Origin of the sequence: Ectothiorhodospira shaposhnikovii, from assembly GCF_047222355.1 — a bacterium.
Classification (GTDB): Bacteria; Pseudomonadota; Gammaproteobacteria; order Ectothiorhodospirales; family Ectothiorhodospiraceae; genus Ectothiorhodospira.
Window position 1 is genome coordinate 390,977 of sequence record NZ_CP178333.1, and the last position, 19,438, is coordinate 410,414.

General features: G+C 63.9%; 19 protein-coding genes. 7 read left to right on the plus strand and 12 right to left on the minus strand.

From position 1 onward, the window contains the following. The first annotated feature begins 1 nt into the window (after nt 1). From rsxC (ACLF6L_RS01665) to ACLF6L_RS01690, 6 genes are read left to right on the plus strand one after another with little or no spacing between them, the layout of a single operon-like run. Complete coding sequence (rsxC, locus tag ACLF6L_RS01665; RefSeq protein WP_412852218.1) at nt 2-1,339, plus strand: electron transport complex subunit RsxC; 1,338 nt, start codon at nt 2-4, stop codon at nt 1,337-1,339. Continuing rightward, nucleotides 1,336-2,358: an RnfABCDGE type electron transport complex subunit D gene (locus tag ACLF6L_RS01670; RefSeq protein WP_238617796.1), complete on the plus strand. Its 1,023-nt coding sequence runs from the start codon at nt 1,336-1,338 to the stop codon at nt 2,356-2,358. Before rsxC (ACLF6L_RS01665) ends, ACLF6L_RS01670 begins: the two co-directional genes overlap by 4 nt. Next, complete coding sequence (locus tag ACLF6L_RS01675) at nt 2,355-3,047, plus strand: FMN-binding protein (protein WP_238617795.1); 693 nt, start codon at nt 2,355-2,357, stop codon at nt 3,045-3,047. The genes ACLF6L_RS01670 and ACLF6L_RS01675 overlap by 4 nt, the downstream gene beginning before the upstream one ends. A gap of 2 nt (nt 3,048-3,049) precedes the next feature. After that, nucleotides 3,050-3,709 (plus strand): electron transport complex subunit RsxE, encoded by a 660-nt coding sequence (gene rsxE, locus ACLF6L_RS01680; protein ID WP_238617794.1) that lies wholly within the window; start codon nt 3,050-3,052, stop codon nt 3,707-3,709. Further along, complete coding sequence (locus ACLF6L_RS01685) at nt 3,699-4,289, plus strand: electron transport complex protein RnfA (RefSeq protein ID WP_238617793.1); 591 nt, start codon at nt 3,699-3,701, stop codon at nt 4,287-4,289. Before rsxE ends, ACLF6L_RS01685 begins: the two co-directional genes overlap by 11 nt. Next, the gene (locus ACLF6L_RS01690; RefSeq protein ID WP_238617792.1) at nt 4,286-4,483 is read left to right on the plus strand and encodes a hypothetical protein; all 198 of its coding nucleotides are present in this window, start codon (nt 4,286-4,288) and stop codon (nt 4,481-4,483) included. Before ACLF6L_RS01685 ends, ACLF6L_RS01690 begins: the two co-directional genes overlap by 4 nt. Nucleotides 4,484-4,510: 27 nt before the next feature. Here ACLF6L_RS01690 and ACLF6L_RS01695 read toward each other — a convergent pair whose 3' ends face one another. Next, complete coding sequence (locus tag ACLF6L_RS01695) at nt 4,511-6,937, minus strand: EAL domain-containing protein (RefSeq protein ID WP_412852219.1); 2,427 nt, start codon at nt 6,935-6,937, stop codon at nt 4,511-4,513. Between the two features lie 391 nt (nt 6,938-7,328). Between ACLF6L_RS01695 and ACLF6L_RS01700 the strand changes: the two genes are divergently transcribed. Further along, nucleotides 7,329-7,997 (plus strand): flagellar brake protein, encoded by a 669-nt coding sequence (locus tag ACLF6L_RS01700; RefSeq protein WP_238617790.1) that lies wholly within the window; start codon nt 7,329-7,331, stop codon nt 7,995-7,997. Here ACLF6L_RS01700 and ACLF6L_RS01705 read toward each other — a convergent pair. The 11 genes from ACLF6L_RS01705 to ACLF6L_RS01755 form a co-directional block, all read right to left on the minus strand. Beyond that, complete coding sequence (locus ACLF6L_RS01705) at nt 7,992-10,646, minus strand: EAL domain-containing protein (protein WP_412852220.1); 2,655 nt, start codon at nt 10,644-10,646, stop codon at nt 7,992-7,994. The two genes, ACLF6L_RS01700 and ACLF6L_RS01705, sit on opposite strands and share 6 nt — an antisense overlap. Before the next feature lie 240 nt (nt 10,647-10,886). Beyond that, nucleotides 10,887-11,534: an endonuclease III gene (gene nth, locus ACLF6L_RS01710; RefSeq protein WP_412852221.1), complete on the minus strand. Its 648-nt coding sequence runs from the start codon at nt 11,532-11,534 to the stop codon at nt 10,887-10,889. A gap of 16 nt (nt 11,535-11,550) precedes the next feature. Further along, nucleotides 11,551-12,237 carry an electron transport complex subunit E gene (locus tag ACLF6L_RS01715; protein ID WP_412852222.1) on the minus strand — a complete coding sequence of 229 codons (687 nt, stop codon included), beginning with the start codon at nt 12,235-12,237 and terminating at the stop codon, nt 11,551-11,553. Beyond that, nucleotides 12,230-12,877 carry an electron transport complex subunit RsxG gene (gene rsxG, locus ACLF6L_RS01720; protein WP_412852223.1) on the minus strand — a complete coding sequence of 216 codons (648 nt, stop codon included), beginning with the start codon at nt 12,875-12,877 and terminating at the stop codon, nt 12,230-12,232. Before rsxG ends, ACLF6L_RS01715 begins: the two co-directional genes overlap by 8 nt. Before the next feature lie 3 nt (nt 12,878-12,880). After that, nucleotides 12,881-13,927 (minus strand): electron transport complex subunit RsxD, encoded by a 1,047-nt coding sequence (gene rsxD, locus ACLF6L_RS01725; protein WP_008932392.1) that lies wholly within the window; start codon nt 13,925-13,927, stop codon nt 12,881-12,883. Continuing rightward, entirely contained in the window at nt 13,927-15,540 is a 1,614-nt protein-coding gene (rsxC, locus tag ACLF6L_RS01730; RefSeq protein ID WP_238617785.1) for an electron transport complex subunit RsxC, read from the minus strand. Before rsxC (ACLF6L_RS01730) ends, rsxD begins: the two co-directional genes overlap by 1 nt. A 32-nt stretch (nt 15,541-15,572) precedes the next feature. Further along, nucleotides 15,573-16,160 carry an electron transport complex subunit RsxB gene (gene rsxB, locus ACLF6L_RS01735; RefSeq protein ID WP_008932394.1) on the minus strand — a complete coding sequence of 196 codons (588 nt, stop codon included), beginning with the start codon at nt 16,158-16,160 and terminating at the stop codon, nt 15,573-15,575. 41 nt (nt 16,161-16,201) lie between these two features. Next, nucleotides 16,202-16,780, minus strand: a complete 579-nt coding sequence (gene rsxA / locus ACLF6L_RS01740) for an electron transport complex subunit RsxA (RefSeq protein WP_008932395.1) — start codon at nt 16,778-16,780, stop codon at nt 16,202-16,204. Nucleotides 16,781-16,862: 82 nt separating this feature from the next. Further along, nucleotides 16,863-17,540 carry an acireductone synthase gene (gene mtnC / locus ACLF6L_RS01745; protein WP_412852224.1) on the minus strand — a complete coding sequence of 226 codons (678 nt, stop codon included), beginning with the start codon at nt 17,538-17,540 and terminating at the stop codon, nt 16,863-16,865. 31 nt (nt 17,541-17,571) lie between these two features. Beyond that, on the minus strand, nt 17,572-18,198 hold the full coding sequence (locus ACLF6L_RS01750) for a methylthioribulose 1-phosphate dehydratase (RefSeq protein WP_008932397.1): 627 nt from the start codon (nt 18,196-18,198) through the stop codon (nt 17,572-17,574). A 78-nt stretch (nt 18,199-18,276) separates the two neighbouring features. Further along, a complete protein-coding gene (locus tag ACLF6L_RS01755; RefSeq protein ID WP_238617783.1) occupies nt 18,277-19,266 on the minus strand; it encodes a LysR substrate-binding domain-containing protein in 990 nt (329 codons plus the stop codon). Between the last annotated feature and the right edge of the window lie 172 nt (nt 19,267-19,438).

The window sequence follows — 19,438 nt, forward strand, 5'->3', positions numbered from 1 at the left end:
CATGGGCCTCCTGTCATTTCTGACGGGGCTCACCTTCCCCCGGGGGGTTCATCCCCCCGGGCTGAAGGAAGACACCCGTGACAAGCCCATTCGTCGGTTGCCCTTTGCGCCCCGCATGGTGGTGCCCCTGCAGCAGCATTTCGGCCGGCCTGCCCGGCCCCTGGTGGTCAAGCATCAGGAAGTGCTGCGGGGACAGCCCATTGCCGAGGCGGATGGTTTCGAGTCCGTGCCCCTGCATGCCCCGGTGACCGGGGTGGTGGAGGGGATCGAACTCATGGCCACATCCCGGGGACCCAAGACCGAATCCATCCTGATCCGTACCGCGCCCGGCGACAGCCAGGCCATCCACTGGGCCCGGCCCCGGGATCTGGAACGGCTCAATCGCCCACAGCTGATCCAGGCCATCCAGGAGATCGGCCTGGTGGGGCAGGGTGGGGCGGCCTTCCCGACTCACATGAAACTGTCGGTGCCGGATGGGTACGATATCGATACCCTGGTGGTCAACGGGTGCGAGTGCGAGCCTTATCTCAGCGCCGATCACCGCATCATGCTGGAGCAGACCGATGCCGTCATCGCCGGTATTCGCATCGCCATGAAGGCTTTGGGTGCCACCCGCGCCGTCATCGGTGTGGAGGATGACAAACCCGATGCCATCGCGGCCCTCCAGGCCCGGCTGGACAAGGAAGGCCCCATCACCGTGGGCAAGGTTCGGAGCAAATACCCCCAGGGCTCGGAGAAGATGCTCATCAAGGCCCTGCTCAAGCGGGAAGTCCCTTCCGGGCATTTCCCGTATCACATCGGTGTGGTGGTCAACAATGTGGGCACCATGGCCCAATTGGGGACGCTGTTGCCCCGGGGCGAGGGCCTGGTGGAGCGGGTGGTGACCGTGGCCGGTCCCGGCATTACCCGTCCGGGGAATTACCGGGTGCCCATCGGGACTCCGCTGCGCTATCTGCTCCAGCACGTGGGGTTCACGGGCAATGACGCCAGCCACATCATCCTGGGCGGACCCATGATGGGTAATACCGTCTCGTCCCTGGACGTGCCCATCACCAAGGGGGTGTCCGGCGTGGTGGTGTTGCCCGACCCGGAGGACGAGGACATTCGCATCCAGCCCTGCATCCGCTGCGGCCGTTGCGTGGAGGCCTGTCCCGTGGGCCTGAACCCCTCCGATCTGGGCAAGCTGGCCGCGGTTCGCCGGTACGAGGTGATGGAGGAGCGCTACCATCTCAATGACTGCTTCGAGTGTGGTTGCTGCAGCTATGTCTGTCCTTCCAACATCCCCCTGGTGCAGTACTTTCGCATCGCCAAGTCCCTGAACCGGGAGCGCCTCAAGTGACCCCGCTGAAAATCGAACTCAAGACCTCGCCGCACTTGAAGCAGGCGGGCAGCGTGGAGCAGATCATGCGCCACGTGACCTACGCCCTTTTGCCCATCTGCGCCTTCTCGGTCTATCACTTCGGCATCAGTGCCCTGGCACTGATCATCACCACCGTGGTGACCTGCGTGCTGACCGAGCACTTGTTCGCCAAGCTCTCCGGCAAGCGCAGCAGCGTGTCCGATTTCAGCGCCGTCATCACCGGCTTGTTGCTGGCCCTGACCCTGCCGCCATCCTTCCCCCTGTGGATGGCGGCCCTGTCCGGTTTCATCGGCATCGCCCTGGCCAAGGTGATGTTCGGCGGCATGGGCTACAACCTGTTCAACCCGGCCCTGGTGGGGCGGGCGTTTGCCCAGGCCGCCTTTCCGGTCTCCGTCTCCACCTGGACGGTGCCGGGTCATCCGGATCGGTTCACCGAATTCCTGCCATCCACCCTGGCCATGCCCTTCACCACGCCGGCGCCGGTGGATGCCTGGACCACGGCTACGCCGCTGGCCCAGTGGAAGTTCGAAGGTGTCCATGTGGAGACATGGTCCTTGTTCACCGGCATGACGCCGGGCTCCGTGGGCGAGACTTCCGCCATCCTCATCCTGCTCTGCGGCCTCTATCTGATCGCCCGGGGCATGATGAACTGGCGCATCCCGGCAGCGGTGCTGGGCAGCGCCTTCGTCACCGCCTCGGTGTTCTACTGGATGGATCCCACGTTTTACCCCACACCCTGGTTCGTGCTGCTGTCCGGCGGCCTGATGCTGGGGGCCATGTTCATGGCCAGTGACATGATCGCCTCGCCCATCACCCGTTCCGGTATCTGGATCTACGGCATCCTGATCGGCTTCCTGGCGGTGATCATCCGCTTCTTCGGTGGTCTGCCGGAGGGGATCATGTACGCCATCCTGCTGGGTAACGCCATGGCGCCGTTGATCGAGCGCATCACCCAGCCCAGGCCCTACGGTACTCGCAAGCGGAGGGACGCGGCATGAGCACGACTCCCCAGACCACTGCCGCGGAACGCCCGGCACCCACCTCCAGCTTCAAGCTGGTGGCCACCCTGGGTCTGATCGCCCTGTTCTCGGGGTTGCTGGTGGTGAGCGTGTTCGAGTTCACCAAGCCCTATATTGCGGAAAACCAGCGTCGTGCCCTGGAGGCCGCGGTCTTCCGGGTGGTGCCCGGCGCGGTGACCCGCCAGGACTTCGTGCTCACCGCCCAGGGTCTGTTCCCGGCGGCGGAGGCACCAGCCCCGGGACAGCGGGTGTTTGCCGCCTACGATGCCGAGGGGAACCTGCGGGGCATTGCACTGCAGGCCTCGGCCCGCGGCTATGCGGATGTGATCCGCGTCCTCTACGGCTATGACCCCTCCTGTCAGTGCATTGTCGGCATGACCGTGCTGGAAACCCGGGAAACCCCCGGCCTGGGCGACAAGATCGAGACCGATGCCCGGTTCGTGGCCAACTTCGAGCGTCTGGATGCTCGCCTCAACCCGGCTGGTACCGGCCTGGCCAATGCCATCGTTACGGTGAAGCAGGGTGACAAGGAACATCCCTGGCAGATCGACGGCATCACTGGGGCCACCATTTCCGCCAATGCCATCGGACGCATGCTGAATGACAGTGCCGGTACGGTACTGCCACAACTGGCGCCGTACTGGACCCTGCTTGAAGGAGGCGCCTGAACATGGCGGCCAATACCGAAAAACCCATCAGTCTGGATACCTTCCTGATCGGTCTATGGCGGGAGAATCCGGTGTTCGTCATGCTGCTGGGCATGTGTCCGGTGCTGGCGGTGACCAACTCCGTGGTCAATGCCCTGGCCATGGGGTTGGCCACCACCTTCGTGCTGTTGTGCTCCACCGCTCTGGTGGCGCTGCTGCGGCGGCACATCCCCAAGGAGGTGCGCATTGCCTCCTACATCGTGATCATCGCCACTTTCGTGACCGTGGTGGACTACCTGATTCATGCCATCAGCCTGGAGATCTATCAGGCGCTGGGTGCCTTCATCCAGCTCATCGTGGCCAACTGCATGATCCTGGGCCGGGCCGAGGCGTTTGCCTCCCGCAACCGGGTGAGCACCACCCTGGTGAATTCCCTGGGCATGGGGGTCGGCTTCACCATTGCCCTGTTGTGTCTGGGGTCTGTGCGTGAACTGCTCGGGGCCGGTACCCTGCTGGGCATCCCGGTGTTCGGCGAAGGCTTCGAGCCCTGGGTCATCATGCTGCTGCCGCCGGGTGGCTTCTTTGTCCTGGGGGCCTGGTTGCTCCTGTTCGCCTGGGTCAAGGAACGGCAGCTCAAACAGAAGACGGCCGGCGCCGGGGAGGCGGGTGTCCATGCACGCTGATTCACTGACCTACATCTTTCTGAATGCGGCCATCATCAACAACTTCGTGCTGGCCCTGTTTCTGGGGATCTGCCCCTTGCTGGGGGTATCCGGCAAGATCAGCACGGCCTTTTCCATGGGGCTGGCCACGGCTTTCGTGATGCTGATCAGCTCGGTGTCGGCCTGGTTGATCAATGAATTCCTGCTGCACTTCAACCTGGAGTTTTTGCGCCTGATCGCCTATATCGCGGTGATCGCCTCGGCGGTGCAGTTGGTGGAGATGACCATCAAGAAGTTCAGTCCGCCCCTGTACCGGGCGTTGGGGATCTTCCTGCCCCTGATCACCACCAACTGCGCCATCCTGGGTGTGGCCCTGTTCCAGACCAACTACGAGTACAGTTTCAGCCAGTCCCTGGTGTACAGCCTGGGAGCCGGCGCGGGCTTCATCATCGCCATCGTGCTGATGGCGGGGCTGCGGGAGAAGCTGGAACTGGCGGATGTGCCGGCCATCGCCCGGGGCGCGGCCATGAGCCTGATGCTGGCGGGTATCCTGTCCCTGGCCTTCATGGGCTTTGCGGGGCTGGGCGGCGGCACCGCATGAAGACCTATCTGCTGGCGGTGGGCCTGATCTTCCTGATGTTCACCGGCTGGGTGCTGGTACAGGCGGCGGCCCGCCGCCTGGCCCGGCGTCACCCGGAGCTGGGTCCGTTTCGGGAGGGGGGCGGTTGCGGCACGGGACAGTGCGGCTGCGGCTCCCCTTGCGACAAGGCCCGGGACGCGCGCGACACCCGGTGAACCACCCCGCCCGCGGGCCCACGGAACTCAGGCGGTAAACCGGGTCTCGATCTCGGCCGCCGCCACCGGGCGACTGAACAGGTAACCCTGCCCCACCGGACAGCCGTGTTTCAGCAGGAAGTCCCGCTGGGCGGTGGTCTCCACCCCCTCGGCAATGACCTCAAGTCCCAGGTTTCCGGCCAGGCCGATGATGGCCCGGATGATGGCGGCATCTTCCGGATGGGCGGCGGGATCGTTCGCCAGATCCTTGACGAAGGACTGATCGATCTTCAGGCTCTGTACCGGCAGGCGCTTGAGATAGTTCAGGGAGGAATAGGCGGTGCCGAAGTCGTCGATGGAGATGCGAAAGCCCATGCGGGTCAACTGGGACAGGATGTCGATGGTCTGTTCCACCGAACTCATGGCGGCGCTTTCGGTGATCTCGAATTCGATCAGCCGGGTGTCCACCTCATACTCCTCCATGATCCCCATGATCCGTTCCAGCAGATCCGTTTGATGGAACTCCCTGGGAGACAGGTTGATGGCCAGGGGCAACAGGGGACGTCCACTGGACTGCCAGGACTTGAGCTGCAGGCAGGCCTGTCTGAGCACCTCGGACCCCAATTCAATGATCAGTCCGGTCTCTTCCGCCAGGGGAATGAACCTGCCGGGCATCACCATCCCCCAGTCCGGATGTTGCCAGCGGATCAGGGCTTCCATGCTGAGCATGCGGTTGTCCCGCATGTCCATGCGGGGTTGATAGTGAAGCAGGAATTGTCCCCGTTCCAGACCCCGTCGCATGGCCTGTTCCAGTTGCATGCGCTCATGGAGTTGTTCGTCCAGGTCGCGGGTATAGAAGTGATAGCTGCGCGGTCCCTGTGCCTTGGCCCGTGACAGGGCGATATCCGCGTGTCGGATCAGGTCTTCGGCACGATGGCTGTCGGTGGGGTACATGGCCAGGCCGATGCTGAAGCCGGTGACCAGCGGGATCTGACCCAACGTAATGGGCTGGGTAAAGGCCATCTGCAGCTTTTCCACCACGGGTATCACATCCCGGGGGGCCTGGAGTTGGGTCAGCATCAGGATGAATTCGTCGCCGCCAAAGCGCGCCACCGTATCGCCTTCGCGCAGCAGCCCCTTCAGACGCTCGGCCACCATGCGCAGTAACTGGTCTCCCTGTCCGTGGCCGAGGGAGTCGTTGACGGTCTTGAAATCGTCCAGGTCCAGAAAGGCGACGGCGAGCAGGGTCCTGTCCCGGCGGGCCTGAACCAGGGCCTGGCCCAGGCGATCCATCATGAGACTTCGGTTGGGCAGCCCGGTGAGCGTGTCATGGAAGGCCAGGAAGTCCAGTCGATCCGTGAGCTGCTTGCGGTCGGTGATGTCTTCCGCGAGCTTGATGTACTGGACGATGGTGCCGTCCTCGTCGCGCACCGGGTAGATGCGGGCCTGTTCCCAGTAGGTTTCCCCCGATTTCTTGCGGTTGCGGAATTCACCTTCCCAGGTATGCCCCTGTCGCAGGGTGAACGCGAGGTTCTGCTGGATTATTTCCTCGGTGGGCGTCTGGGCCAGGGCGCGGGCGTTGACGCCCAGCATTTCCTCCGGGGCAAACCCCGTGACCTCGCAGAAACGCCGGTTGACGTACTGGATGGCGCCGTCCGGGTCGGTGATGACGACGATGCTCGGACTCTGATCCACGGCAAAGGCCAGGCGTTGCAGATGCCCTTCGGTGCGGCGGCGTTCGGTGATGTCCAGGTGTGAGCCCACCATGTGTGACGGTCGACCGTCCGGCCCATGGATCAGCGAGCCCTGGGCCAGTATCCAGCGGTAGGAACCATCCTTGTGGCGCATGCGAAACTCCATGACATAGCGTCGTCCATCGGCGCATTTCAGGTACTCGGCCACCTGCTTTTCCGTGGCTTCCCGGTCATCGGGATGCAGCAATGTCCACCAGGAGGCGTAATCGCTGCCGATCTCTTCCTGGGCGTAGCCCAGTTGCGTCTTCCATTCCTGCGAGTAGTACACCTCGCCGGTCTGTAGGTCCCAGTCAAACAGGCCGATGCGCCCGCCCTTGATGGCTTCCTGAAGACGCAACTGATCCCGGAGCCTTTCCTTGCGTTCCGTGACGTCCCGCAGATAGACCACGGAGACTTCCCAGCCTTCCATGCGCATGGGAACGGCCCGCAGATCGGCGGACAGCATGCCCCGGGTGGCATGGGCGATCTCGATCTCGGTGGGTTCGTCGGGGGCCACCACGAAACCGAAGGTTTCTCCACGCAGTCGCTCAAGGGGGCACCCGAACAGGTGGGCCGCCGCCTGGTTGGCATACTGAATGACACCCTGGGCGTTCAGCAGCAGGATGGCATCGGAGGCCTGTTCCACCATCTGTTCGAAGTGATGGGGGTTGGGTGCGTGGAGGGTTGCCGGGGTGTGTTCGGTGGATGGCTTGTCGGCCGGAGACTGGGGGGACTGGCTCATGGATGTGGAGATGACTCGGGTGATCTCGCGGGCTCTAGGTAGCCGGGACCTGAATCAAGTCCATTTCAGGTGGCTGGAGGTATGTTGGGAAGCAGACTCCATGGTCGGATGATCATAACACGATGACACGTCCGTGTTGGCGGGGACCGGTGGCTTCAATGTCGCCCGCAGGAAAATACTGTAGAATCTCGGCCGGTCGAATCATTCAGAATGCAGTGATCCCCTGAGTGATGATGGCAGGTATTCTCCGCCGTATCCCGGCGCTTCGGCCCCTGAGCCATTTCAATCAAACCTTTCCCGCCAAATGACTCAGAACTCCTCGACGATCATCCGTAACAGAAAGCGCCAGAACAGCATTTTTATCGCGCTGAAGCAGAGTCGGGCGCTGCTCATGATGCATGCCCCGGAACGCAAGCAGCAGGGGCTTACGCAGATCATCGCGTCGGATCTTGAGGGTGAGGCGTTGCTGTTCGACATTCCCAACGATGAAACCTTGGTGAAGGGACTTGAAGAGGGCGTGCGTCTGACGGTGAGAGGCGCTCTGCAGGGGGTGCCGGTGCGCTTTGACACCTATCTTATGGGTCTTGATCGCCATGAGGGAGAGGCGGTGCTGGTCTGTCGGTGGCCCGAGGAACTGGATTACCAGCAACGTCGCAATGCCTTCAGGGTGCAGATTCCCCGCGGCATGGACAGCCATGTTCTGTGGGTGCGGGAGCGACATGGGCAGAACCCGCCCACCGGCGAGATGCCGGGGGAAGTGGCAGAGACCCTGGTCCATGAAAGCCGTCCTTCGGACCTTTCCATCCAGGGTTTGTGTCTGGAGTGCGATTTGTCGGAAGAGATGTGTCCCCAGGTCGGCGATGCCGTGCTGATCCGGGAGCTGCGCATCGGCGGCCAGCAGTGGTCGGATCTTCGCGCCGAAGTCCGCAGCATCAAGCCGGTGGACGGCAGGTCACTGCTCAGGCTGGGCGTGCTGTTTCTGGATCTCAGCCCCAGTGCGGATCGTTCCCTGAACCGACTGTTGATGGAGCTTCAGTACGACGCCGCCCGGCGGTCATGACGACTCGGAGGTCGGCAGGCCCATCAGCTCCCCCCAGCTCATGGGCTGTCCGAACAGATAGCCTTGGAAGATACGGTATCCCATCTTCTCCAGAAAGGCCTTCTGCGCCGGGGTTTCCACGCCTTCGGCCAACACTTCCAGACCAAGCCCCTCGCCCAGGGACAGAGCCATCCGCATCAGGGAGGCATCATCCTCGTGATCCAGTGCCCGGTGCAGGAAGCTTTCGTGGACCTTGATCTGGTCCAGGGGCAATCGGTGCAGATCCCCGAATGACAGTTTCCCGATCCCAAAATCATCCAGCGAAAAGCGCAGGCCCCTTGCCCTGAGTCGCTGCATCCTGGCAATGGCCTCTCCCATTTCCCCGTTCAGGCATTCTTCATTGATTTCCAGGCGGATGCGTCGGGGATCGACGCCGGTTTCATCCACCATGTCCATGATTATGGCTTCCAGCCCTGGCTGACGGAATTGTCTGGGACTCAGGTTGATGGCCAGCACCACGTTGGACCAGTCCCGATGTTCGGACCAGCGTTTCAGATCCTGGAAGCCCTGTTTCATGATCCATTGACCGATGGACAGGATCAGCCCCGATTCTTCCGCCACCGATATCACCTGAGCGGCCTTGATGAGGCCCCGGCGGGGATGTTGCCACCGCAACAGGGCTTCCGTTACCCGGATACGGCCATCGAGGTCATATTGCGGTTGGTAATGAAGGGTCAGTTGTCGATCGACCATGGCCTGATGCAGTTCATGGGCCAGGGCGGAGCGGGTTTCCAGGGATGACTGCATGGAGGGCTCGAAGACGCGCGTGCCACTGCGTCCCTGGCGTTTCATCTCATACATGGCCATGTCGGCCTGTTGCAGCACTTCGTCGGTACTGACCGTATGGCCGTTGAAGAGGCTGATGCCGATGCTGGGGGTGACGACGTGTTCCAGCGTTTTGAGCAGATAGGGCCTGCTCATGGTCTTGAAGATCTTGTCGCCGATCTCCTTGGCCATCTTCATGGCGCCTTCTTCCCGTAACCCGAGATTTTCCAGCATCACCACGAATTCATCTCCGCCCAGTCGAGCGACGGTGTCCACTTCCCTGACGCAGGCCTTGAGGCGATCGCCGACCTGTTGCAGCAGCAGATCTCCCATGCCGTGTCCGTAGGTGTCGTTCAGGACCTTGAACCGGTCCAGATCCATGAACAGCAGGGCACCGTGCTGGCCGCTGCGTCTGCAGGAAACCAGGGCCTTGTCGAGTCGATCCAGCAGCATGCGACGATTGGGCAGCCGGGTCAGGGTGTCATAGAAGGCCATCTGCGCGATGCGCTCACTGGCCTGTTTCTGTTCGGTCACATCCCGGATGACCGCCATGACCTCCCGGTCATTGAGCTTCACCAGGCGCGCCTCGAAGGTGCGCCGGGCGCCGGATACGTCCAGCGTGTATTCCACGAAATGCATGCGGTCCTCCGCCAGGACCCGCCGAATGGCGTCCAGAACGCGGACGGCGATCTCCAGGGGCAGCACTTCGGACACGTTCTTGTGCAGGAAGGTCTCGGGGGATTTGTAAAGGAGGCCTTTCTGACCGGCATGCCAGTCCAGATAACGTCCGTCATGGCTCAGGCGGAACATCAGGTCCGGCATGGCTTCGAGCAGGGCGCGGTTATAGCGTTCACTCTCAGCCAGCGCCGCTTCCGCCTCCTTGCGGCGATGGATGTCTTTGTGCACGCCGATCACCCGTGTGGGTACGCCCTGTGCGTCCCGGCTGATCACCTGCCCCTGGTCCAGAACCCAGAGATAACTACCGTCCTTGCAGCGCAGTCGGTACTCCGACTCATACATTGATGTCAGGCCGTCCAGGTGCCGCTGGAGATCCTTGATCACCCGATCCCGGTCATCGGGATGCAGGCGCTCCCTCCAGGCATCAATCGATGGCGGTACCTCCTCGGGCGCATGACCCAGCATCAGTGCCCAGCGGGGAGAGTGATAGGTCTGCCCGGTGACGGTATTCCAGTCCCACAGGCCCTGATGACTGCCCTCCAGGGCAAAGCGCCAGCGCAGTTCATTGTCCAGGATGGTGGCCTGTTGGGCCTCGGCCTGAATCCGCAGACGGATGTTCTCATTGAAACTGGCCTGGATGCGGGTCGCACTGACGAAGACGAACAGCAGGAAGAGGCAGACAATCAGCCCGGCCATCACGGACAGGGGTTCATCCTGCATCAGCAGGGCAATGGCCAGGGGCACCAGCATGGGGCCGACCAGGAACAGGGTGGACAGCCGGTCGGTGGCCAGGGAAATGATGGCTCCGGCGGTGATGCCGGCGATGGCGAAGGCCAGAAAGGCCTGAAAACTCAAGTCGCCGGACTGGGTGAGCAGGACGCAGCCGATGCCCCAGCCGATGCCGGCGGCCAGGGTGGTGGCCCTGAAGTACCTGAGCCAGACGGGGCGCTCGGGGGTGTCGGTGCGCTGGTAGGCCAGCCACAGTCCGCCCCGGACCAGGGCAACCAGCAGGATGAGGCAGAACCAGCCCAGCAATATGGGGACCGGCAGCACCGGCAGATGAATCAGGGCCAGGATGGCGGCCGCGCCGATGGAGACCGCCACGGTGGCGGGCAGTCCCTCATAGAGGTAGCGGGTCTTTTCGATATGACTGGCCAGTTCGGTCATCGGGACGACTCCCTCTGACGGGTTGACCGACCGGAGTACCCGGTGTCGGGTCCGGTCTGGGAACGGCATCCATCTCGTGTCGGGCAAGCCTGGTTCATGCCCGAGGGCATCGCGTATCCGTTGCCGCGCATCCTGTTTGCATGCCTCGTGTCTCAGCTGCGTGGGTCAGCATGTCACAGCGGATGCACACTGACCATGTCCGGTTGACCCATCGATCCTGCCGCTTGAATCTTCGGTTCGTCACCGGCCTGCGGCGGCGGGTGTCTTGTCCTTGAAATCGCACAGGTCGGCGATCAGGCATTGCCCGCACTTGGGGATGCGCGCGATACAAGTATAGCGCCCATGCAGGATCAACCAGTGATGGGCGTCCCGCTTGAATTCCGCGGGTACCACCTTGAGCAGGCGTGTTTCCACCGCCAGCGGCGTCTTGCCCGGCGCGATGCCGGTCCGGTTGGCCACACGGAAGATATGGGTGTCGACGGCGATGGTAGGCTCGCCGAAGGCGGTGTTCAGCACCACGTTGGCGGTCTTGCGCCCGACCCCGGGCAGGGCCTCCAGGGCGGCCCGCTCATGGGGTACTTCTCCCTGCCACTGTTCCACCAGGATCCGGCAGGTCCTGATGATGTTTTCCGCCTTGCTGTTGTAAAGGCCGATGGTGCGGATATGGCTCTTGAGGCCTTCCAGCCCCAGGTCGAGGATGGCCTGGGGGGTGTTGGCCACGGGAAACAGCAGGGCCGTGGCCTTGTTGACCCCCTTGTCGGTGGTTTGGGCCGAGAGGATCACGGCGATCAGCAGTTCAAAGGGGGTGCGGTAGTTCAGTTCCGTGGTGGGGTGGGGGTTGGCCGCCCGCCAGCGGGTGAAGATCTCCCGGCGCTTGTCGTTGTTCATCGTTCAGCCGTCCGCCTCAGGCCCGGGCCTCCCCGAGGGCCTCGGCGCGACGGGCGGCCCGTTTTGCCAATCGATCATCCACCAGGTTCTTCATGGCCAGCAAAAGGCCCAGGCCGATGAAGGCCCCCGGTGGCAGGATGGCCAGCAGAAAGCCCCGGTAATCCTCGATCAGGGTCACCGTGAGTCCCCGGGCCGCCTCGCCGAACATGAGGTGGGCCTGGTCGAACAGGGTGCCTTGGCCGATGGCTTCGCGCATGCCCCCCAGGGCCACCAGCACCAGGGTGAAGCCGATGCCCATGATCAGCCCGTCGACGAAGGCCTTGGGGATGGTGTGCTTGGAGGCAAAGGCCTCGGCCCGGCCGATGATGGCGCAGTTGGTCACGATCAGCGGAATGAAGATTCCCAGCACCAGGTAGAGTTCATGGAAGTAGGCATTCATGGCCAGTTCGATGGCGGTGACCACCGAGGCGATGATGAGCACGTAGATGGGGATGCGGATTTCCGGCCGCACCCAGTTGCGGATGAAGGAGACGCTGACGTTGGAGGCGATCAGGGTCAGGGTGGTGGCCAGGCCCAGCCCGAGGGCATTGACCACCGTGCCGGAGATGGCCAGCAGGGGGCACAGGCCCAGCAGCTGCACCAGAGCGGCGTTGTTGTACCAGAGGCCGTCGGCGACGATCTTGCCGTAGGGGGTGTCATTCATCAGTGTGCGCCTCTTCATCCGTGTCATCGACGGGCATCGGCTCGAATACCTGTTCCCGATGGGTGTCGAAGTAGATCAGGGTGTCGCGTACCGCGCGCACCACCGCCCGAGGGGTGATGGTGGCCCCGGTGAACTGGTCGAAGATGCCGCCATCCCGTTGCACCGCCCAGCGTTCCACCGGCGGATTGCCCAGTTCCAGGTCGTCAAAGCCCAGGATCCAGTCGGAGCGGCCGGCCTCGATGTCGTCGCCCAGCCCCGGCGTCTCCCGGTGGCTGACCACCCGCACGCCGGCCACGCGGCCGTCCGCGCGCACGCCCACCAGCAGGTGGATGTCACCGGAATAGCCGCCGCGGGCAATCACGGTGAACACCGCGGCCACCGGCTCGTCTCCCAGGCGCGCCCGGTAGACCAGATGATTGCCGCCGCCGAGCAGGGCATGGCCGAGCACGGTGGTGTCGTTGATGATGTCGTTGTCGTATTCACCGTCGGGCAGGATTTCATGCAGGCGGGCCAGGGTGGCCGCCTCCCGGTTGGCTTCGATGCGCTCCGCCGTGCCCATGTGGACCAGGGCCACCAGTCCGGCCCCCACCAGTCCGAAGGCGGCCAGCAGGGCCGTGGAGAGATAGATTTCCCGCAGCACGTCCTAGCCCTCCTTGCCGGCCGTGGTCTTGCCGAAGACCCGGGGCTGGGTGTAATGGTCGATCAGCGGGACCATCATGTTCATGAGCAGGACCGCGAAGGCCACCCCTTCCGCATACCCCCCCCAGGTACGGATGACGAATACCAGCGCCCCCACTCCGGCACCGAAGATCAGGCGTCCCCGGGGCGTGGTGCTGGCGGAAACCGGGTCGGTGGCGATGAAAAAGGCGCCGAGAATGGCGGCACCGCTGAAGACGTGGAACAGGGGGGAGGCGTAGGTCTCCGGATTGATGAGCCAGAACAGGCCGGAGAGCAAGGTGAGGGTGCCCAGCATGGCCACCGGGATCTGCCAGCCGATCACGCCGCGCTTGAGCAGCCATAGCCCCCCCACCAGGAACCACAGGCCGATCCACTCCCAGCCGACGCCTCCCAGATAGCCGAAGAAGGGGGAGTTCTGGATCTCGCTGATGGGGTGTGCCAGTCCCACCCCGGTCTGGATCCGGTCCAGCGGCGTGGCGGCGGTGATCATGTCCCAGGTCAGCCCGTCCGGGAGTGTGCCGGCGAAAATGGCGGCAAAGGTCTGGGGCAGGCTCAGGTTCAGTTCGGCGATGACGGAAGGACTCAGCCACAGGGTCATTTCCCGCGGAAAGGAGATGAGCACCACCACATAGCCCACCATGGCCGGATTGAAGGGGTTGTAGCCCAGGCCGCCGTAGAGATGTTTGGCCACCACCATGGCAAACCCGACCCCCACCAGGGTGACCCACCAGGGTGTCAGCGGCGGCACGGCCAGGGCGAACAGCCAGCCGGCCAGCACCGCGCTCAGGTCGGTGATGTGGGGCGTCAGGGTGCGACCACGCACCAGCAGCATCAGGGCCTCGCAGGCCAGGGCCACGGTGACGGCCAGGGAGACATTGATCAGCACCCCCCAGCCGAAATACCAGGTCATGGCCGCGGTGCCGGGGATGAGGGCCAGCAGTACCTGTCCCATGACCCGGTTGACACTGCGGGCGGGCGCCATGTGCGGCGAACTGAAGGTCTTGAAGCGCATCAGCGGTTTTCGTTGTCGTTTTCGGAGGCCGGCGCGGCGGCGGTGGTGTCCTGGGCGGCCTGTTCGGCCTTGCGGGCCTGAGCCCGCGCCAGGGCGGCACGGATCACCGCCTGCTTGGGATCTTCCCCCCCGTCGGCGGTGGGGGCCGTCTGCTGGGCGGCGGCCTGCTTGCGCTTCATGCGCTCGGCCTTTTCCCGTTCTTCCCGCTCCAGGCGTTCCCGGCGCAGTTCGTGGCGCTGTTTGGCGGCCTCGGCCTGGCGGCGCTCCCGTTCCTGGGACCAGATCTCGTTCTTGGCAAAGCGGTAATACTGCACCAGCGGAATATTGCTGGGACAGACGTGGGCGCAGCAGCCGCATTCGATGCAATCGAACAGGCTGTATTCCTGGGCCTTGTCGAAGTCACGGGCACGGCTGAACCAATACAGTTGCTGGGGCAGCAGGCCGGCAGGGCAGGCCTTGACGCATTCTCCACAGCGGATGCAGGGCATCACCGGACCGGGGCGCTCCACGTCGGCGGCGCGGGCGGCGATGATGCAATTGCCGCCCTTGATGATGGGTACCGCGTCGCTGGCCAGGGCAAAACCCATCATGGGGCCGCCCATGATCAGTCGCTCCACGTCGTCGGTGTAGCCCCCGGCCAGGGCGATCAGGTCCGCCACCGGGGTGCCCAGGTAGACCTGGAGGTTGCGGGGGCGGTGGACCCCGCTGCCGGTGACCGTCACCAGGCGGGAAATCAGGGGTTCCCCCAGGACCACCGCCCGGTAGATGGCGGCCAGGGTGCCCACGTTGTGGCAGACCACGCCGACGTCGGCGGGTAGCCCCTCGCTGGGGACTTCGCGGCCGGTGAGTACGCGCACGAGCTGGCGTTCGCCGCCGGTGGGATAGATGCTGGGAATGGGGACGATGCGGATGTTGTCCCGTTCCTCGCCGCCCAGGGCCTCGGTCATGGCGCGGATGGCCTCGGGCTTGTTGTCCTCGATGCCGATCAGGCATCGCTCGGGTTTCAGGGCGCGGCGCACCAGATGCATGCCGGCGATCACCGTCTCCGCCTGGGTGCGCATGAGCATGTCGTCGCAGGTGATGTAGGGTTCGCACTCGGCGCCGTTGATCACCAGGGTGTCGATCTTTTGGTGGGGGCGGGGGTTGAGCTTCACCGCCGAAGGGAAGGCAGCCCCCCCCAGGCCCACGATGCCGGCATCGCGCACCCGGTTGCGCAGCTTGACCGGATCGATGTTGCGATAGTCCTCGATGGGCGGCATCCGGCTATCGCCCCAGTCATCCTCGCCGTCGGCCTCGATGACGATGCTGGGGGCGGACAGGCCGGAAGGGTGGGGCACCGGCTGATCGCCGATGAGGGCGATGCGACCTGAGGTGGGGGCGTGCAGGTGGGCACCCACATAGGTATCCGAGCGGGCGATGAGCTGTCCCTTCTTGACGTGCTCGCCGCGCTTGACCACCGGCACGGCGGCCTCGCCGATGTGCTGCCGCAGCGGCAGGATCAGCCGCTGCGGCAGGGGCGCGGCGGCCACCGGCTCGGTGGTGCTTTCCGCCTTGTGGTCAGGCAGCTTGACGCCGCCATGGAATCGCCAGAGTGTGTGGGAACTTGCGGTCATGGGTTGTCGTGGTCAGCGGGGGCTTTTGCGCCTCAGGCGCCGGAGCCCGCGGATGCCGGTCGGGCCAGATCCACCAGGCAGAGGCGATCGGCGGCGGTGTCCATGGGGAAGGGCCATTTCCAGGTATTCAGGTCCTGGGCAATGGGCACCATGCGGATGCAGTCCACCGGGCAGGGCATCAGACACAGCTCGCAGCCGGTGCACTGGGTCTCGATGACGGCATGCAGTTGCTTGGCGGCGCCGACGATGGCGTCCACCGGGCAGGCCTGCACGCACAGGGTGCAGCCGATGCAGCTGTTTTCGTCGATACGGGCCAGGGCCTTTTCCTTGACCTTGCCCTCGATGGGCTTGGCGTCGCGCCCGAGCATGTCGGCCAGGGCCATGAGCAGGCCGGTCCCCCCTGGAGGGCAGAGATTGATGTCCGCCTTGCCCTCGGCGATGGCGGCGGCATAGGGACGGCAGCCGGCAAAGCCGCATTGCCCGCATTGGGTCTGGGGCAGCATGTTGTCGATCTTCTCCACCACCGGATCGCTTTCCACGCGAAAGCGGATGGCGGAATAGCCAAGGATCATGCCGAACAAGGCGGACAGCGAACTGATGACTAGGACGGCGGCAAGCATGGGCGATTACGGCTCCTGGCGCGTCGATGGCGGCATCCGGGTCAGGGGGCCAGCCCCAGAAAACCCATGAATGCCAGTGACATGAGGCCCGCGGTGACCAGGGCGATGGCACTGCCGCGGAACGGTACCGGCACATCCGCGGCGGCAACCCGCTCGCGCATGGCGGCAAACAGGATCATGACCAGGGAGAAGCCGGCGGCGGCACCCAGGCCGTACATCACCGACTCCAGGAATCCATGGCTTTCCTGCACGTTGAGCAGGGCGACCCCCAGCACTGCACAGTTGGTGGTGATCAGGGGCAGAAAGATCCCCAGTACGTTATAAAGCAGCGGGCTGGTCTTGTGTACCACCATCTCGGTGAACTGCACTACGGCGGCGATCACCAGGATGAAGGCAATGGTGCGCAGGTATTCCAGACCGAAGGGCGCGAGCAGATACTCGTTGACCAGATAACTGCAGACCGAGGACAGGGTCAACACGAAGGTGGTGGCCAGGCTCATGCCGATGGCCGTTTCCACTTTCTTGGAAACCCCCATGAACGGGCACAGGCCCAGGAACTTCACCAGGACGAAATTGTTGACCAGGACAGTGCTGACCAGGATCAGTAGGTACTCGGACATGGGTCTCCCGCTCTGATGATTGAGTATCCGCTACCGGGCGCGCTGCCTGCAACCGGGCGGGTCATGGGGAAATCGCATGGAATCAGGGCTCCAGCCGGATCTGGTGAAAATCCGTCACCACCGGATGAGAGCCGGAGGCGGCCGCGCCCTGTCGCTGTACCAGGGTGGTCCGCAGGCCGGCTGCCGCCGCGGCATCCAGTTCCCGCGTGTCGTCGCAGAGGAACAGGGCCTCGCCCGGGGCGCACCCGATGCGTTCGGTGATGAGCTTGTAGGCGGCAATATGGGTCTTGCCGCCGATGCGGGTGTCGAAGTTGCCGCTGAACAGGGGGCGCAGGTCGCCCGCCTCGCTGTGGGCCAGGAAGTCTTCCTGGGCGCGTACGGAGCCCGACGAAAAGACATGCAGGGTGATTCCACGGTCATGCCAGGCCCGCAGGCAGGCCACGGCGTCCGGATAGACATGTCCCTTGAAATCCCCCCGGCGGTAGCCTTCTTCCCAGATCAGGCCCTGCAGGGCCTTGAGGGGCGTGATCTTCTGATCCGCCGACATCCAGGCCACCATGCGTTGCATCAGAGCCTCGTCATCCAGGGAGCCACCGGCATAGGCCCGGATGTCGGCCAGCAGGCGCTTCACCTCCGGTACCGTCCGGTGGGTGCGGACGAACTCGGGCAGGTGCTTGACCGCATGGGGGAGCAGCACTTCCCGGGTGAAGGACACCCCGGACAGGGTGCCTTCGATATCAGTGATGATGGCCCTGATCATGGCCGTGATTTCCGGATCTGGATGGGTGTCATCATGGCTTGAGTCTGCGCAGTTGCAGTTCACAGTCAAAGAGGAATTCGAAGGCTTCCACATGATGCCGGGCCTCGGCCGCATCCCGCCCCCAGGTATAGAATCCATGGCCCTCGATGAGGTAGCCGGGGGTGTCCGGGTGACGGTTCATGTGATCATCCACCTGCGCCGCCAGTTGGGGGATGTCCTGATCATTGCCGAAGATGGGCAGGGTGATCGAGGCGTCCCGGCAGGCGATGCCCGGCAGGGTACGGAGGACTTCGCAGTCGGTGAGGGTCAGTTCGGCGCCCTCCACGATGCGGGACAGCACGGTGGCGCTGACGGAATGGGTATGCATCACGGCACCGATCCGCGGGGAACGGCGATAGAGGATGATGTGCAGGAAGGTCTCCGCGGAGGGCTGCTTGCCGGGGGACAGGACGTTGCCGTCCAGATCCACCATCATCAGGCCGTCGTGTCCGAGTTCGCCCTTGTTGCGACCGGATTCCGTGATCACCATGCGGTGATCGTCCAGGCGCGCCGACAGACCGCCGGCGGTGGCCGGCATCCAGCCCCGGTGATAGAAGAAGCTTCCTGCCGAGATGAGTTGGGCGGCACGTGCCCCCAGGTGCTCGTGTGTCTCTTCCATACCTGCCTGATCAAAGGGAAAACAGCGGGTTAATGTACGCGACCCATGCGGCCGCGTCCATCCTGCCGGTCCCTTCGTTCAGGCACAGTGCGAAATGCCCTCCGGGACCTCCATGTTGCGGCACAGGGCTTCCAGGTTTTCCGGGTCCGGGTTCTGGGCCGCCCGCGCCACGTGCTCATGGGTGAGATGCGGGGCGAGCAGGGTGATGAAATCATACATGTAGCCGCGCAGCCAGGCGCCCCGGCGAAAGCCGATGCGGGTGATGTTCTCCGACAGTCCGGGTTCCGTGTCCAGTGCCACCAGGTCGTCGTCATGGCCCTTTTCCAGGGCAATGCGGGCGATGATGCCCACGCCCATGCCGTGGCGTACGTAGGTCTTGATGACATCCGCGTCCGCCGCCGTCAGCACCACGTCCGGGGTGAGTCCGGCGCGGCGGAAATCCGCGTCCAGCTTGGTGCGGCCGCTGAAGCCGTCCAGATAGGTGACGATGGGGTAGTCCGCCAGCCGTTCCAGGGGGATGGCGCCGGCACCGGCCAGCTCATGCCCCTTGGGAACCACCACGCAGTGAGACCAGCGGTAGGCGGGCAGCACGATCACCTGGCCGGAGGCCAGCATGGGCTCGGTGGCGACGATGAAGTCCACCTCGTCATGGGAGAGCATGTCGGCAATCTGCCGCGGCGTGCCTTGGTGGATCTGTACCCTGACCCGGGGGAAACGATGGCGGAAGGCGTCCACGATGGGGGGCAGGATGTAGCGGGCCTGGGCATGGGTGGTGGCAATGCGCAGATCCCCGGCTTGTTCATCCCGGGCCTCTTCCGCCGCCGCGCGGATGTTTTCCACTTCCCTGAGGATGACTTCACTGTATTCCAGCACCCGGCGACCCACGGCGGTCATGCCGGACAGATGCTTGCCGTTGCGCTGGAACAGGGGGACACCCAGTTCTTCCTCCAGCAGGCGGATCTGCTTGCTGATGCCCGGCTGCGAGGTGGCCAGGCGATCCGCGGCTTCGGAGATGTTGAGGTTGTAGCGAGCAATGGCCTGCAGATAGCGAAGTTGCTGGAGTTTCATGTCGAGATTATCCTGTGATCAAGGGCAAATGGCCCCGGATCAATCGGCTCCGAAAGGGAGCGTTGTCTGTATCGGCCCAAGTATACATATATAATCTTGCGTTATGTATCCGCCCCTCCGAGAAACACCCAAGAGGTTTGCTGCCGTCATTCCAGGGCCTTTGCCGTCGCTC